Below are 14,169 nucleotides of genomic sequence, written 5' to 3'. Positions count from 1 at the left end.
GCGAGAATGTCATGTTCACGGAGATGGGGGCGAGCAAGAAAAACTTCAACCCCGGGGTGATACCACTGTGCCGGCAGTGTGGTGATCGAAAAGAGGTGAAGGCGGTACCGGGCCCGAATTCAGCCCTGCAGTACAATGCAGCCGGTGTTGATGCGGCTCATCTTGTGCTTTTCCTGGTCGGCCTGGCGCTTGCTGTCGTAGGGGCCCATCACCACCCGGTACCAGACGCCGTTGCTGCCTTCGCTGCGTTTGACCTCCGAGGCCAGGCCCTGAAAGGCGATGCGCGCCTTCAGCTGCTCTGCCTGGGCCGAAGAGCGAAAGGAGCCGCACTGCATGTAGTAGGTCACGCTGGGGGTGGCGTCGGGCTTTTTACGCTCGTTGGCGGGGGTGGGCACGCTCACCACCACTTCCTTGTTTTCCAGCTGCTCGATGTAACGCCATTTTTCCACCGGCTTTTGATCGATGGGATTGACCTTGTTCGCCGGCGCCGGCTGTTGCGCCGGGGCGGGCTCGGCGGGGCGGTGATCACCTGCCGAGCCCTTGACCAGATGAATGAGGTAGCCCATGCCGCCCAGCAGCGCCAGGGCGAACAGCATGGCCAGCCAGGGAACACGCCGCTCGGGTGCCCGGCCTCGGCCGCCGGCACGCTGCTGGCCGCCTCCCTTTCTTTTGGGCGGACTGCGGCGAACGTAATCCCTGGCCATGGCTTACATGCGCTCCAGAGTGTCGATGCCGAGCAGGGACAGGCCCTGCTGCAGCACCTTGGCGGTGGCGGCGCACAGCCGCAGGCGGCTGGCCCGGGCCTCGCCGGTGACGCCGTCCTTGTTGATGGGACAGGCTTCGTAGAAGCTCATAAAGGCACCGGACAGCTCGTACAGGTAGAGGCACAGCAGGTGGGGCATGCCCTTGTCGGCCACCGATCTGACGGTATCGTTGAACTGCACCAGCTTCTGGGCCAGGGCTTCTTCCGCCGGGGCCTCGATCACCACCTTGCCACTCAGGGCCTCGGCGCTGACGCCGGCCTTGCGGAAGATGGACTGCACCCGGGTATAGGCATACTGCAGGTAGGGGGCGGTGTTGCCCTCGAACGACAGCATGTTGTCCCAGTCGAAGATGTAGTCGGTGGTGCGGCTCTTGGACAGATCGGCGTATTTCACCGCCGCCATGGCCACCCGCCGCACTACCTGGGCCTTTTCTTCGGCGCTGAGATCGGTCTGTTTCTGCTCCAGCAGGGCAGCTGCGCGCTCCTCGGCCTCGTTGAGCAGATCCACCAGCTTGATGGTGCCGCCGGAGCGGGTCTTGAACGGGCGGCCGTCCTTGCCCAGCATCATGCCAAAGGCGTGGTGCTCCAGGCTCATGGTGTCGGGCACATAACCGGCCTTGCGCACTATGGTCCATGCCTGCATCAGGTGCTGGTGCTGGCGGGAGTCGATAAAATACAGCGCCCGGTCGGCACCCAGCTGCTCGTAACGGTATTTGGCGCAGGCGATGTCGGTGGTGGTGTAGAGGAAGCCGCCGTCCTTCTTGCGCACGATCACCCCCATGGGGTCGCCGTCCTTGTTCTTGTATTCGTCGAGGTACACTACCAGGGCGCCCTCGTCTTCCACCGCCAGTCCCTGTTGCTGCAGATCGGCGACGATGTCGTTGAGCATGGGGTTGTACATGCTTTCGCCCATGACGTTGTCCGGGGTCAGCGACACGCCCAGGCGGTCATACACTTCCTGGTTGTGCTTCAGGGTCACGTCCACCAGCTTTTGCCACATGTTCAGGCAGTAGGCGTCGCCGCCCTGCAGCTTCACCACATAGTTGCGGGCGCGCTCGGCGAAGTCGGGGTCGGCGTCGTACTGCTGCTTGGACTCCCGGTAGAACTGCTCCAGATCCGACAGACCGGAAGACAGCACGTCCGGGTTTTCCTGCTCCAGCTTTTCCAGATAGGCGATCAGCATGCCGAACTGGGTGCCCCAGTCGCCGATGTGATTGGCGCGAATCACCTTGTGACCCAGGAATTCCAGGGTGCGTACCACGGCGTCGCCGATGATGGTGGAGCGCAGGTGGCCCACATGCATTTCCTTGGCCACGTTGGGCGCGGAGTAGTCCACCACCACGGTTTGTGGCTGCTCGGCCAGCGGCACATTGGCGCGTTCATCGGTCACCATGGCGTCGATCTGGCGGGCCAGCCAGCCGCTGTCGAGAAAAAAGTTGATAAATCCGGGTCCGGCCAGCTCGGTTTTGGCCACCAGCTCGGACGCGGGCAGGTTATCCACCAGCAATTGGGCCAGGGCGCGGGGATTCTGGCCGGCGGGCTTGGCCAGCAGCAGCGCCAGGTTGGTGGCCAGATCGCCGTGAGCCTTGTCTTTGGTGCGGTCTACCTGGATGCGGGGCTCCAGCTCGGCAGGCAGCTTGCCCTGTTGCTTGAGAGTAGAGACCGTCTGCTCAAGCAGCGCTTGAATATGTTCTTTCATTGTCAGTTCACCAAAGTTTGAGACAAGGTCGAAGAAAACCCGAGGGGCCCAAATTCTACTCATAACGGGCGTCAAAAACTACCGTTCAAGGCCGCCGGCAACCCGCCACTGAAAGTGGCGTTACCGTAAACGGGTCTTTTGAATGTAACGGCACGACTGGCCAGTGGCTTCAAAACGGCATGCTGGCAAAGTCTGTCCTACTCGTTCATGCTGAAGAAAGCAACGAAGGAGCCGCCCATGAGACTGGCACTGTTACCGCTCACCCTGCATCTGCTGCCGGAAGGTCGGGTGCCGCTGCGCATTTTTGAACCCAAATATGTGCGCATGGTGGCCGAGGCCGGCAGGGACGAGCGCGGCTTTGGCATCGGCATGCTGGAAGAACCCGACGACCGCGGCAAGGGCGATCTTTACATGCTGGGCGCCCGGGTGAAGATTGTGGACTTCTATACCCTGGATGACGGCCTGCTCGGCATTACCGTGGAAGCTACCGAGCGCTTTCGCATTCGCGCACTGGAGCGGGAAGCCGATGGCCTGCTGCAGGCCGAGGTGGAGTTGCTCGACAACTGGCGTTCCTGCTCACTGTCACCGGTGCAGCAGATCCTGTCCGACAAGCTGCAGGAAGTATTCAGCGAATATCCGGAGCTGGCAGACCTGCACCCCAGGCCCCGCTGGCAGGACGCCGCCTGGGTAACCCAGCGCTGGCTGGAAGTGCTGCCCATCAAGAACGACTATACCCAGCTGCTGATGAGCGAGCCCAGCTGCCACCGGGCACTGACCTTTCTGTTATCGATGATCACCCCCGAGCCCCGTCCCGGTCAGCGGCACTGAGGGCCTTACCACAATTCCTGTGGATCCACATCCAGCGACCATCTTACTCGGCGTGCCGCCGGCAAGGTGTCGGCAATGGCCAGCGCCCGCCGGCAGGCCGAGGCCAGATCCCGCCGGCTGTTTGCCTGCAGCAGCATCTGATAGCGGTACTGCCCGGCCTTGCGCTCCATGCGGGCGCTGAACGGGCCCAGGCACAGCACGGTGGCGGGCAGGGCGGGGGTCAGTTGTTGCGCCAGGGGCACCAGAAATTCCCGGCAGGCTTCCCCCTGCGTGGCCTGGCAGCGAAACAGCGCCTGATGGCTGTAGGGCGGCAGCCCGGCCCGGCGGCGTTCTTCCAGCGCGGTGTGGGCAAAGTGGCGATAGCCCTGGTTGGCCAGATCCTGCAACAGAGCATGATCCGGGTGGTGGGTCTGCAACACCACCCGGCCCGGCTTGCTGGCGCGGCCGGCGCGGCCGGCCACCTGAATATAGAGCTGGGCCAGGCGCTCGGCGGCCCGAAAGTCGCCGGCAAACAGGGCGCCGTCCACGTCCAGCATGGCCACCAGGGTGACGTCGGGAAAATGATGGCCCTTGGCCAGCATCTGGGTGCCGATCAGGATCTGGTACTTGCCGGCGCGAATGCCTTCCAGATGCTGCTCAAAGCTGCCCTTACGCCGAGTGTTGTCCCGGTCGATACGAATGGTGCTGTACTGGGGAAACAATACTGCCAGCGCCTGCTCCACCTGCTCGGTACCCAGGCCGGTGCCCACCAGCCTGACACTGCCGCACTGAGGACAGTGGGGCGGTTTGGCTCGCTGGTGATCGCAGTGGTGGCAGTGCAGCCGGTTGCCACTCTTGTGCCAGGTGTAGTGCGCATCGCAGCGCTCGCAGTCGGCCAGCCAGCCGCAGTCGTGGCACAGCAGCACCGGGGCATAACCCCGGCGGTTGAGAAACAGCATCACCTGATTGCCCTGCTCCAGCTCACCGGCCATCAGCTGCTGCAACTGGGGCGACAGTCCGGCCTCCAGCTGCACGTGGCGGCTGTCGAGCAGCAGGTGCTCGGCCACGGTGGCGCTGCCCGGGCGCTGACTCAGGGTCAGCCGTTGGTACTTGCCATTGGCGGTGTTGTGCAGGCTTTCAAAGCTGGGGGTGGCCGAGCCCAGTACGATGGGAATGTTCAGCTGCCGGGCGCGCAGCAGCGCCAGATCCCGGGCATGGTAGCGAAAGCCATCCTGCTGTTTGAATGAAGCGTCGTGCTCCTCGTCGATGATGATCAGCCCCAGCCGGGCAAAGGGGGTGAGCAGTGCCGAGCGGGTGCCAATCACGATGGCGGCGCTGCCGTCCTTGCAGGCCAGCCAGGCGTCGAGCCGTTCCCGCTCGTTCATGGCCGAGTGCAGGGTGCACACCGGCAGCGGAAAGCGGCGCTGAAAGCGGGCAATGGTCTGGGGCGTGAGGCCGATTTCCGGCACCATGACCAGCACCTGTTTGCCGGCCTTGAGCACCGGCTCCATGGCCTGCAGATACACTTCGGTCTTGCCCGAGCCGGTAATGCCCTCCAGCAGAAACGGGCTGAAGCCCTCGGCTTGCTGCAACAGGCTCACCGCCAGCGCCTGCTCCGTGGTCAGGCGCGGCTTGCCGTCCTCATTGATGGTCACTTCACCGTGCCAGTCGGTGGGGGTGGGCAGGGTTTGCCGCTTTTCCGCCAGGCCTTTTCTGGCCAGGGCGTTGAGGGTGGCGGAGGTCACGCCCCGGGCCGCCAGTTCCCCCGGGGGCATGGGCCCCTGAGTCAGCAGCTCGAAGGCCTGCCGTTGTTTGACCGCCCTGCTCAGGGTGGTGCTATCGCCGCTCAGTGCGTGCCAGGCCTCCACCGGTTTGTAGCCGGCATCCTCGCCCTTGCGCAACAGGGTGGGCAGGGCCTGGAAGTACACCTCGCCCGGCGGGTGCAGATAGTATTGTGCCGCCCAGGCCAGCAGTTTGCGCTCGGCTTTCCCGAGCACGGGACAGGTATCAATCACGGCGGTCACCGGCTTGATGCGGGCGAGGTCGACCTCGGTGTGTTCGGGATGGGACAGCACCAGCCCCACCAGAGACCGGTTGCCGAAAGGTACCCTCACCCGGCAACCGGGTAAGGGCAGGGGCAGGGGGCAAAGATAATCGAATTCCCGGCGCAGCGGAACGGGCAGCACCACGCGCAGCAGGCCGGCCTGACCGGGAGGGGGCGTTGCTGGTTTTTTCATCCGCATTTTCCTTGCCTGAAAAAGGGCGATCCTATATTATTCGCACCCTTCACAAAACGTGTAACACTCGTGTGGTGTCTGGCTCAGGATCAGATAGCGACACGGCCTATTGACAGAGGTTGTCCATGAAACAAGGTATCCACCCGGAATACAAAGAAATTGTTGCCAAATGTTCTTGCGGTAACGAGATCAAGACCCGCTCCACCCTGGGCCATGATCTGAACCTGGACGTTTGCTCCGCCTGCCACCCCTTCTTCACCGGCAAGCAGAAGATCGTTGATACCGGCGGCCGTGTTGATCGCTTCAACAAGCGTTTCGGCATGCTGGGCAGCAAGAAGTAAGCTGTTTCGGTTTCGAAAAAAGCGCCTGCGGGCGCTTTTTTGTTGCCTGCCATTTGCGCAACCCCCCTTGTTCCTGCATGGTTAATCAGGTCAGCCCGATACCGGTGTGCCATCATGTTGGTTCGAATCTGTCTTTTTCTGCTTGTTTTATTTCCCCTTGAGGCGGCGTCCGCCTGCCCGCAGTACCACCAGTACGAAACCGTAAATGTCAAAAAGGTAATAGACGGAGATACTGTCCATCTTGAAGATGGCAGACGCATTCGCTTTGTAGGAATAAATTCGCCAGAGCTATACAAAAACGGTCGTTTCGCTCCCGAGCCCGGTGCTGTGGCGGCGAGGCGGTGGCTGCGCAATAAATTGCCTGATGAGAGTCAAATGAAACTGGTTTTTGCCAGAAAAAGGCGTGATGATTATGGACGCCTTTTGGCTCACCCTCTGACCAACGATGGCCGCTTGCTGGTAGCAGGCATGCTGGCGGCAGGCTTGGGGGAGCTGATGCTGATCCCGCCCAATCACGGTCACTGGCGTTGCCTGTTGCAGGCCGAGCAGCGCGCTCGCCGCCGGCAACTGGGTATCTGGTCGCACGGGGTGCCCAATGTGCCCGTGCAACCGGGCTGGCAGCCCCTGTTGATCCGGGTGCATGAAGTACGTGCGCACCGCGGCCGCGTGACGCTGCTGGGTGCAGGCGGACTGGAGCTGCGTGCCGGCCGGCAATTGCCCGCCGAGTCACGCCGGGCACTGGGCCGGCTGCGGACCGGCGAACACTTGTTTGTTCGTGGCCGGGTGCACAGAACCGACGCCGGATGGCTGCTGTGGCTTAACCACCCCTGGCAGTTCTACCGGGAAAAATAACGGGATCAGGCTGGGCAAGGTGAAAAAAGTTGATTAGTATCACATTGTATAAACATTGTGATAAACTTGTTCACAGTGTAATCGAACAAATGTCTACAATCGCATCAGGGTACTTGCAAAATGACCGACTTCCGTCAAAAAGCGCTCGACTATCATGCTTTCCCCAAGCCGGGCAAAATCTCCGTTGAAATCAGCAAGCCGGCAGAGACCGCCAAGGATCTGGCTCTGGCCTACAGCCCGGGCGTAGCCGAGCCGGTGCGCGAAATCGCCGCCGATCCGGAAAATGCCTACAAGTACACCGCCAAAGGCAACCTGGTTGCGGTTATCTCCAACGGTACCGCCATTCTGGGTCTGGGTAACCTGGGACCGCTGGCATCCAAGCCGGTCATGGAAGGCAAGGCGCTGCTGTTCAAGCGTTTCGCCGGCCTTGACTCCGTAGACATCGAAGTCAAGCACCGCACCACCGAAGAGTTCATTCAGACCGTTGAAGCCATCGCCGACACTTTTGGCGGCATCAACCTGGAAGACATCAAGGCGCCCGAGTGCTTTGAGATCGAGCGTGAACTCATCGAGCGCTGCAACGTGCCCGTGTTCCACGACGACCAGCACGGCACTGCCATCGTAACCGCAGCGGGTCTGATCAACTCTCTGGAAGTGCAGGGCAAGGACATCGCCGAAGCCCGCATCGTGTGCATGGGCGCCGGTGCCGCCGCAGTAGCCTGTATGGAGCTGCTGATCAAGTGTGGCGCCCAGCGTGAGAACATCTACATGCTGGACCGCAACGGCGTTATTCATACTCGCCGTGACGATCTGAACGAATACAAGGCGCTGTTTGCCAACAACACCGACAAGCGTACCCTGGAAGATGTGATCACCGACGCCGACGTGTTCGTGGGTGTATCCGGCCCCGACGTGCTGCCGGCCGAGGCCGTCAAGCTGATGGCGCCGAACCCGGTTATCTTCGCCTGCTCCAACCCGGATCCGGAGATCAAGCCCGAGCTGGCTCACGCTACCCGTGATGATCTGGTGATGGGTACCGGTCGTTCCGACTACCCCAACCAGGTGAACAACGTGCTGTGCTTCCCCTTCATCTTCCGCGGTGCTCTGGACGTGCGTGCCACCCAGATCAACGACGAGATGAAAGTGGCTGCCGTTGACGCCATTCGTGCCCTGGCCAAGGAACCGGTACCCCAGGAAGTGCTGGTTGCTTCCGGTTACGACTCGCTGACGTTCGGCAAGGACTACGTGATTCCGAAGCCGATGGACCCGCGCCTGCTGCCCCGCGTGGCCCGCGCCGTGGCCGTGGCCGCCGTGGAATCCGGTGTGGCCCGCATCGCCCTGCCGGAAAACTACATGCTGGACTGAGTTTCGGCCCAGTATGAAAAAGGGGAGCTTCGGCTCCCCTTTTTGTTATTTTGAATGTGAGACGTGAGGGGGAGGGTGAATCTCCTCACCCGTCACTCCTTACTTACGGGTCAGGTATACTCCGGCTTCCATATGGTGGGTGTAGGGGAACTGGTCAAACAGCGCAAAGCGGCCGATATGGTGGGTCTGACCCAGGGTGTTCAGGTTTTGGAGCAGGGTGTCCGGGTTGCAGGAGATATAAACGATGTTGTCGTAGTCCTGCACCAGCTTCACGGTGTCTTCGTCCAGTCCGGCCCGGGGCGGATCCACCAGTATGGTGTTGCACTCGTAGCTTTGCAGGTCCACGCCTTTTAACCGGCGAAACTCGCGTACGCCACGCATGGCCTGGGTGAACTCTTCCGCCGACATGCGCAGTATGGTGACGTTGTCGATGGCATTTTCGGCAATGTTGTACTGGGCCGACTTCACCGACGAGCTGGAAATCTCCGTGGCCAGCACCCGGCGAAAGTTTCGCGCCAGGGCCAGGGAGAAGTTGCCGTTACCGCAATACAGCTCCAGCAGATCACCACTGGCTCCTTGTGTCACGTCCAGCGCCCAGCCCAGCATGTGCTCGTTCATGCGGCCGTTGGGTTGGGTAAAGCTGTTTTCTACCTGCTGATAAATCAGCTCTTTGCCGGCCACGTTCAGCCGCTCCACTACATAATCGCAGTCGTGCACCAGCTTCTGCTTTTTGGCGCGGCCGATAATATGGGCGCTGATGCCTTGTTCTTTCAGCCGGGCGCGTAAATGCTGCACCTCGGCCTGCCAGTCTTCACCCAGCTGGCGGTGATACAGCAGGCTGATCACCAGCTCGTTGCTCAAAGACGACAGAAAGTCTACCTGAAACAGCTTGCGGCGCAGTACCGGGTTGGGCCTGAGCGCTTCCAGCAGCAGCGGCATGGCGGTGTTGATCAGTGCTGAGGCGGCCGGAAACCGCTCAACCCGGTATTTTTCCCGGGTGGCCTGGTCGAACATGATGTAGTAGAGGTCGTCGCCTTCGTGCCACACCCGGAATTCGGCCCGCATGCGGTAGTGCTCGGGTTCGGACGCAAAGATTTCCAGCGCGGGTGGATTGAAGGGAGCAAAGGTCTGCTCCAGCCGGGCGGCCTTTTCGTCCAGTTGGGTCTGGTAGCTGTGCGGGGTGACCTGGGTGCTCATGACGTGCCTCACTTTAAAACGGAGCGCAAATTCTACGGGTTGTAGTGAATTTGTCCAGTTGGCCGCCCCGAAGCTGGTGGCAGTGAGGACTTTTTGCCAGACTTGGGGCAGCATTCAGACTTCAGGAGCCAGCCCATGCGGCGACCCAGGCCGGACGACTTGCGGGAGTGGTGTTACCCCTTCATCTATGAAACCCGCCTCACCTGCGATTATGAAATTCTCACCGACGAGCTCTGCTGCCACCTTGGCGTGGTGCTGGCGGCACTGCCCGCAGGCTGCGACGACATCCAGGTTGATCTCGAGCAGCTACAGCCACTGATTTATCACCTGAACGGGTCGGTACGGGGCAAGAACGGCATTTTTGAGCCGCATATCGAGTGGCTGAAAGAGCGTTACAGCCATTATCAGCAGCAAACCCAGGGCAGGGTAACGGGATTCGTGTTGCCCCGCGGGCCGGCACCGGTGCCGCAGCTGCACCTGTGCCGTTGTACCGCCAAGAAAATTGTGCGCATGCTGGTGCGGCTGGAGGAAGAAGGCAGGCGTTTCGACGAAACCCTGCCCCGCTTTGCCAATGTGCTGGCCAACTTCTTCTGTGTGCTCACCGTGGCCATCAAGGCCCGGCTGAACGTGGAAGAAGTGCCCTACATCAGCGTGAATTACTGAGATTCGGTCGATGGCCGGTAGGGATTTTCCGGCAGCTGATCCATCCTCAGTGGTGGCCGGCGGGCGCCGGTCTTGGGCCCATAGGCGGTGCTCAGATAGCTGAGAATGGTGTCTTCGGTCTGGGCATCAAAGGCCCACAATCCCTGCTTCTCCTGCATCCAGCGGATCAGTGACAGCCAGTGCTCCCGGCTGCCGCTGTTCTGGGTAACCAGTTTGGCGGAATGGCAGGCGGTGCAGTTGTTGCGCACCGTCTCCCAGCCGGGGGCGATGATAAAGCCGGTTTGCGGGTCCAGTTCGGCGGCAGCGGCCGGTATGGCGGCCAGGCCCAGCAGCAGGCCCAGTGCAGCAGTGCGTATCATGGGTGCCTCCTAGACGATTTGCACCGCAATGCGATGGCAGGCGTTGTTGAGGTAGCCTCTGGGGTTCCAGCCCGGCACCACCATGGGTTGCGCCTTGCCATTGGTGTCTACCGCCTTGGCCCAGATCTCGTAATAGCCCTTTTCCGGAAAGCTCAGCTCGCTGTGCCAGTGCTGCCAGGCCAGCCGGTTGACCGGAGCGCGCAATTCGGCCTTGTGCCAGGTGGCGCCAAAGTCGATGGACAGGTGCACTTCGTTCACCGCCAGGTCTCCGGCCCAGGCGTGTCCACGCACCGCCAGTGGCTGGCCCAGCGCGTGGCTGATGCCGGTTTTGGGAAAGGTGATCAGCGATTTGACCGGCATGGATTCAATAATTTCCATATCTTCGTTCGGCACCTGGGTGCCCGGCGCCACCGGGTATTTGGGCACCATATAGGAGGGGGCGGCCATCTTGTTGCCGTCGTGCACCTGGTTGCGGATCACGATTTTCTTCAGCCATTTGCCCGAGGTGGAGGCGGGCCAGCCGCCGCACACCAGCCGCAGCGGATGACCGTTCAGTACCGGCATGTCTTCATCGTTCATGGCCCAGGCGATCAGGGTTTCGTCTTCCAGCGCCTTGGACATGGGCACGCCCCGGGAAATGGCTTCCTTGCTCGGGTCGCCGCTGGGGTGCAGATCGCCGCCGTAGTAGCCGATGTACACCGCGTCCTTTTTGATGCCGCAGGCTTCCAGTACATCCCGCAGTCGCACCCCGGTAAATTTGGGGCAGGCCACCGCTCCCGTCGTCCACTGGTTGCCGCTGGCCGCCGGTACGTATTCACTGCGGCCGTTGCCGCCGCATTCCACCGTCAGCTGATAGCTGTAATGCTTGAAGCGGGACTTGAGCTCGGCAAGGGTAAAGGTGGTGGGGGTCTCGCAGGATTCGCCACCTATCTCCAGGGTCCAGTTGTCCGGGTTCAGAGTGTCAATATTGGGCACCAGGCCGTTGTTGCGCACAAACATGTGCCGGGCCGGCGTGACTTCGTCATCCAGCAGGTGCGGCGGCGTTTCGGCATTGATGGGCCTGTCGTTGAGCACCACCAGTCCTTCCTTGCCCGGCAGGGTAAAGGGTTCGTCCGACTGGGCAAAGGCCGCCGGGATCAGGCCGGCCGGCATGTTTTTGGCAAAGGGAATGCTGGCCCCCAGTGCCGTGGCCATGGCCAGCAGGCCGCTGCGTTTTAAAAAGCCGCGGCGGCTGCCGGGATCGGTTTCCCGGCCCCAGAGTTGCTCATCGGCCTTGATGGGGTCTTCCCGGTAAAGCTCGTGCAGTCCCCGCTGCTGCGGCGGTTGCTTGTTGTCGGAGTCGCTGGCCATGATGTTCTCTCCTTGTGCGTGGTTGGCGATGGGGCTCATATGGTTAACATTCAGGCTATCAAACAGTTCGAAGTTAAATATATGTAAATATTCTGTAATTGCGAGCTCGCTCATATTTGCCGTTTGCAGGAGGTGTGCTTTTTCTGTCGCTAAATATGCATATACAGTCAGATCACCAATGCCTATAATGCCCGCGCTTTGGTGCCGACAGGCGTAAACGGGAATCCGGTGCAAATCCGGAGCTGGCGCGCAGCGGTAAAAAGGAACGAAAGCGACACGGGGAAACTCAGGCACTGCCGCAAGGTGGGAAGCCGTCGCCGTAGGTGGGCCACAGCCCGAGCCTTCAAGCCCGAATACCTGCCAAAGAGGAAATCACAAGGCCTGCTGGCCTCACTACGCGTACTAGGGAAGAACATGTCCAGAAAGTTGTTGGCAGCCGCCTTGCTGCCATGGGCCGCCTTTGCCCAGAATTCATCCGACCCCACCTCCATCACCATCTACAACCGGGTTGAGCAGCCGCTCACCAGTGCTCTGGCCCCGGTGGAAGTGATCACCAAGGCCGAAATTGAACGCCGCCAGCCCCGATCTCTCGTCGACTTGCTTGAAACCCTGCCGGGAATGCAGTTCGGTACCCAGAACGGTGGTATTGGCCAAAACTCCAGCCTCTTTATCCGTGGTACCAATTCTGATCACGTACTGGTGTTGCTGAATGGCAAGCCCATGGCCAGGTCAGTCTCTGGCGATGTGAACTTCAGTCAGCTGCCGGTGAATAATGTGGAGCGCGTTGAGTATATTCGTGGTCCTCGCGCCGCCATTTATGGCTCCAAGGCCATCGGTGGCGTGGTCAATATTATTACCACTTCCAAGGTTAACTCTGCTCAGGTAGGAGTTACCACTGGTAGTCACGACTACTATGCCGCCGATGTCTCCATCAACCAGTGGGTGACCGACGCGACTCGGCTGCAGCTGGCCACCGGTTACCGGGAAACCCGTGGTTACGATGTGGTGGCAGATAATAATGAATCGGATCGCGACGGCTTTGAAAGCAAAAATCTGACTTTGGGTGTGGAGCATCAGCTGGATCCGCGCTGGACGTTGGATGCCAATTTGAACAGCTGGCAGGATGAGGTGGCCTATGACGTCAACCGTGACTTCATCAACCCCTGGGATGGTGATTACTCCCAGACCACCGCCTATCAGGCCGATGCCGGCATTCGTTATCGGGATGAGCAGTTGAATAGCCAGCTGAGCGTAAGCTACGGCGAAACCGAGCTGCTTTCCTGGAATGAAGGCGAAGGCAAAGGCAGCCAGTACCAGACCAACCTCAGCACGGCCGTTACTCAGGTGGCGGGGCTGACCCAGTATCATTACGCCGACGCCGGCTATGTGCTGGCGGGGATGGACTGGCAGCGGGAGCGCTTGTTGTCTAGTTCCAGAGCGCAGGACTGGAACACCTTCCCGCCGGGGCTGATCAGCTTTTCCGCCCCCGACAGGGATAACACCGGCGTTTACGCGTCTGTGTTCCATACCTGGGCGCCCGTGTCCATCGAGCTGACCGGGCGAATCGATGACAATGAGCAGTTCGGTACTTATGACACCTGGCAAACCGCTGTGTCGGTGGAACTGCCGGCGCAGCACAAGGCTACCCTTAGCTATGGTACTGCCTTCAAGGCGCCCAGCTTTACCCAGCTCTACTGGCCTTCCTATGAAAAGCCAAATCTGGAACCCGAAGAATCGGAAAGCTGGGAGTTGATGTTGTCTGGTGATTACTCCTTGCTTGACTGGCAGTTGAATCTGTACCGCAACAATATTCAAAATCTGATTAGTCGACAGGGTGAGAGAAGGTTCGGTAATACCGATGTGGTGATCAAGGGGCTGGAACTGAGCGTCAAGGCGGACACAGGCCTGCTGCATCACACCGTCAGTTTTGAACATACCGATATTGACGATCTGAACAATAATGGTCGTCAGCTGATCCGTCGTGCCAAGCGCAAGGCCAGTTGGACCGGTGATATTGATGTGGCCGATGTCAACCTGTTTGCTCAGGTGTTGTATGTGGGTGAACGGAGCGATAACGATTTCAGTACTTGGCCGGCAAGAGAGCTGGTATTGCCTTCCTACACTATCTGGAACGTCGGTGCCCGCTATCCGCTCACCAGCAACCTGACCCTGAATGGCAAGGTGAACAACCTGTTCGACAAGGACTATCAGGTTACTTATGGCTACGATGCCCCCGATATGGAGTTCTACGTCGGCGCTGACTACCGCTTCTGATCGTCCAGACATTTCCGCCCCAGGCCGGCCCTCGCGCCGGCTTTTTTCTTTTTTGGCCGTTGGCGTTATCATGGCGCCCTTGCACAGCGAGGGCAGTCAGTGGCAAACATTCTTATCTTCGACTCCGGCATGGGGGGGCTTTCCGTCTACCGGGAAGTGCACCGGGCGCTGCCGGCACACCAGTACTTCTACCTGTTCGACAACGCCTGCTTTCCCTATGGCGAGCTGGGCGAGGTCCATCTGGTGGAGCGGGTGCTGGAAC

Annotated in this window: 13 protein-coding genes and 1 riboswitch (1 of these 14 running past the window's edge); of the genes, 7 read left to right on the top strand and 6 right to left on the bottom strand. The window is 60.4% G+C overall.

The features are described from left to right. Positions 1–119: 119 nt before the first annotated feature. Complete coding sequence (locus PU634_RS14645; protein ID WP_306761502.1) at positions 120–704, bottom strand: SPOR domain-containing protein; 585 nt, start codon at positions 702–704, stop codon at positions 120–122. A gap of 3 nt (positions 705–707) precedes the next feature. Beyond that, complete coding sequence (gene argS / locus PU634_RS14640) at positions 708–2,462, bottom strand: arginine--tRNA ligase (protein WP_306761501.1); 1,755 nt, start codon at positions 2,460–2,462, stop codon at positions 708–710. A 237-nt stretch (positions 2,463–2,699) separates the two neighbouring features. Here argS and PU634_RS14635 point away from each other — a divergent pair, with 237 nt between their 5' ends. Then, complete coding sequence (locus tag PU634_RS14635) at positions 2,700–3,290, top strand: LON peptidase substrate-binding domain-containing protein (protein WP_306761500.1); 591 nt, start codon at positions 2,700–2,702, stop codon at positions 3,288–3,290. Positions 3,291–3,295: 5 nt separating this feature from the next. On the opposite strand, the gene priA is transcribed toward PU634_RS14635, so the two are convergent. Continuing rightward, a complete protein-coding gene (gene priA, locus PU634_RS14630) occupies positions 3,296–5,506 on the bottom strand; it encodes a primosomal protein N' (RefSeq protein ID WP_306761499.1) in 2,211 nt (736 codons plus the stop codon). Between the two features lie 125 nt (positions 5,507–5,631). Between priA and rpmE the strand changes: the two genes are divergently transcribed. The 3 genes from rpmE to PU634_RS14615 all read left to right on the top strand — a co-directional run bounded on the left by rpmE (position 5,632) and on the right by PU634_RS14615 (position 8,064). Continuing rightward, the gene (rpmE, locus tag PU634_RS14625; RefSeq protein WP_094200854.1) at positions 5,632–5,847 is read left to right on the top strand and encodes a 50S ribosomal protein L31; all 216 of its coding nucleotides are present in this window, start codon (positions 5,632–5,634) and stop codon (positions 5,845–5,847) included. Positions 5,848–5,961: 114 nt separating this feature from the next. After that, the gene (locus PU634_RS14620; protein ID WP_306763703.1) at positions 5,962–6,699 is read left to right on the top strand and encodes a thermonuclease family protein; all 738 of its coding nucleotides are present in this window, start codon (positions 5,962–5,964) and stop codon (positions 6,697–6,699) included. A 120-nt stretch (positions 6,700–6,819) separates the two neighbouring features. Further along, the gene (locus PU634_RS14615; protein ID WP_306761498.1) at positions 6,820–8,064 is read left to right on the top strand and encodes a malic enzyme-like NAD(P)-binding protein; all 1,245 of its coding nucleotides are present in this window, start codon (positions 6,820–6,822) and stop codon (positions 8,062–8,064) included. Positions 8,065–8,163: 99 nt separating this feature from the next. Here the strand turns inward: PU634_RS14615 and trmA are convergent, their stop codons facing one another. Next, entirely contained in the window at positions 8,164–9,261 is a 1,098-nt protein-coding gene (gene trmA / locus PU634_RS14610; RefSeq protein WP_306761497.1) for a tRNA (uridine(54)-C5)-methyltransferase TrmA, read from the bottom strand. A 135-nt stretch (positions 9,262–9,396) separates the two neighbouring features. Between trmA and PU634_RS14605 the strand changes: the two genes are divergently transcribed. Continuing rightward, the gene (locus PU634_RS14605) at positions 9,397–9,924 is read left to right on the top strand and encodes a cobalamin adenosyltransferase family protein (RefSeq protein ID WP_306761496.1); all 528 of its coding nucleotides are present in this window, start codon (positions 9,397–9,399) and stop codon (positions 9,922–9,924) included. On the opposite strand, the gene PU634_RS14600 is transcribed toward PU634_RS14605, so the two are convergent. Both PU634_RS14600 and PU634_RS14595 read right to left on the bottom strand, forming a co-directional pair. Continuing rightward, a complete protein-coding gene (locus PU634_RS14600; RefSeq protein WP_306761495.1) occupies positions 9,918–10,283 on the bottom strand; it encodes a hypothetical protein in 366 nt (121 codons plus the stop codon). The two genes, PU634_RS14605 and PU634_RS14600, sit on opposite strands and share 7 nt — an antisense overlap. 9 nt (positions 10,284–10,292) lie before the next feature. Next, a complete protein-coding gene (locus PU634_RS14595; protein ID WP_306761494.1) occupies positions 10,293–11,633 on the bottom strand; it encodes a sulfite oxidase in 1,341 nt (446 codons plus the stop codon). A 182-nt stretch (positions 11,634–11,815) separates the two neighbouring features. After that, a riboswitch (cobalamin riboswitch) is annotated at positions 11,816–12,012 on the top strand. 35 nt (positions 12,013–12,047) lie between these two features. Here PU634_RS14595 and PU634_RS14590 point away from each other — a divergent pair. Beyond that, positions 12,048–13,907 carry a TonB-dependent receptor domain-containing protein gene (locus PU634_RS14590; RefSeq protein ID WP_306761493.1) on the top strand — a complete coding sequence of 620 codons (1,860 nt, stop codon included), beginning with the start codon at positions 12,048–12,050 and terminating at the stop codon, positions 13,905–13,907. A 99-nt stretch (positions 13,908–14,006) separates the two neighbouring features. Beyond that, positions 14,007–14,169: the start of a glutamate racemase gene (gene murI, locus PU634_RS14585; protein WP_306761492.1), read on the top strand. 638 nt of this gene lie beyond the right edge of the window; the window shows 163 of its 801 coding nt (coding positions 1–163); the start codon lies at positions 14,007–14,009; its stop codon lies off the right edge, out of view.

Source organism: Oceanimonas pelagia, from assembly GCF_030849025.1.
Classification (GTDB): domain Bacteria; phylum Pseudomonadota; class Gammaproteobacteria; order Enterobacterales; family Aeromonadaceae; genus Oceanimonas; species Oceanimonas pelagia.
The sequence above is the reverse complement of the archived record's forward strand: the minus strand, read 5'-3'. Positions and strand labels throughout refer to the sequence as shown.

What these genes read in the sequence shown, in the direction of transcription:
- PU634_RS14615 (WP_306761498.1), top strand. Translation starts at nt 6,820, where the DNA reads ATGACCGACTTCCGTCAAAAAGCGCTCGACTATCATGCTTTCCCCAAG.
- trmA (WP_306761497.1), bottom strand. Translation starts at nt 9,261, where the DNA reads ATGAGCACCCAGGTCACCCCGCACAGCTACCAGACCCAACTGGACGAA.
- PU634_RS14600 (WP_306761495.1), bottom strand. Translation starts at nt 10,283, where the DNA reads ATGATACGCACTGCTGCACTGGGCCTGCTGCTGGGCCTGGCCGCCATA.
- PU634_RS14590 (WP_306761493.1), top strand. Translation starts at nt 12,048, where the DNA reads ATGTCCAGAAAGTTGTTGGCAGCCGCCTTGCTGCCATGGGCCGCCTTT.
- argS (WP_306761501.1), bottom strand. Translation starts at nt 2,462, where the DNA reads ATGAAAGAACATATTCAAGCGCTGCTTGAGCAGACGGTCTCTACTCTC.
- PU634_RS14620 (WP_306763703.1), top strand. Translation starts at nt 5,962, where the DNA reads ATGTTGGTTCGAATCTGTCTTTTTCTGCTTGTTTTATTTCCCCTTGAG.
- rpmE (WP_094200854.1), top strand. Translation starts at nt 5,632, where the DNA reads ATGAAACAAGGTATCCACCCGGAATACAAAGAAATTGTTGCCAAATGT.
- PU634_RS14635 (WP_306761500.1), top strand. Translation starts at nt 2,700, where the DNA reads ATGAGACTGGCACTGTTACCGCTCACCCTGCATCTGCTGCCGGAAGGT.
- priA (WP_306761499.1), bottom strand. Translation starts at nt 5,506, where the DNA reads ATGAAAAAACCAGCAACGCCCCCTCCCGGTCAGGCCGGCCTGCTGCGC.
- PU634_RS14605 (WP_306761496.1), top strand. Translation starts at nt 9,397, where the DNA reads ATGCGGCGACCCAGGCCGGACGACTTGCGGGAGTGGTGTTACCCCTTC.
- PU634_RS14645 (WP_306761502.1), bottom strand. Translation starts at nt 704, where the DNA reads ATGGCCAGGGATTACGTTCGCCGCAGTCCGCCCAAAAGAAAGGGAGGC.
- PU634_RS14595 (WP_306761494.1), bottom strand. Translation starts at nt 11,633, where the DNA reads ATGGCCAGCGACTCCGACAACAAGCAACCGCCGCAGCAGCGGGGACTG.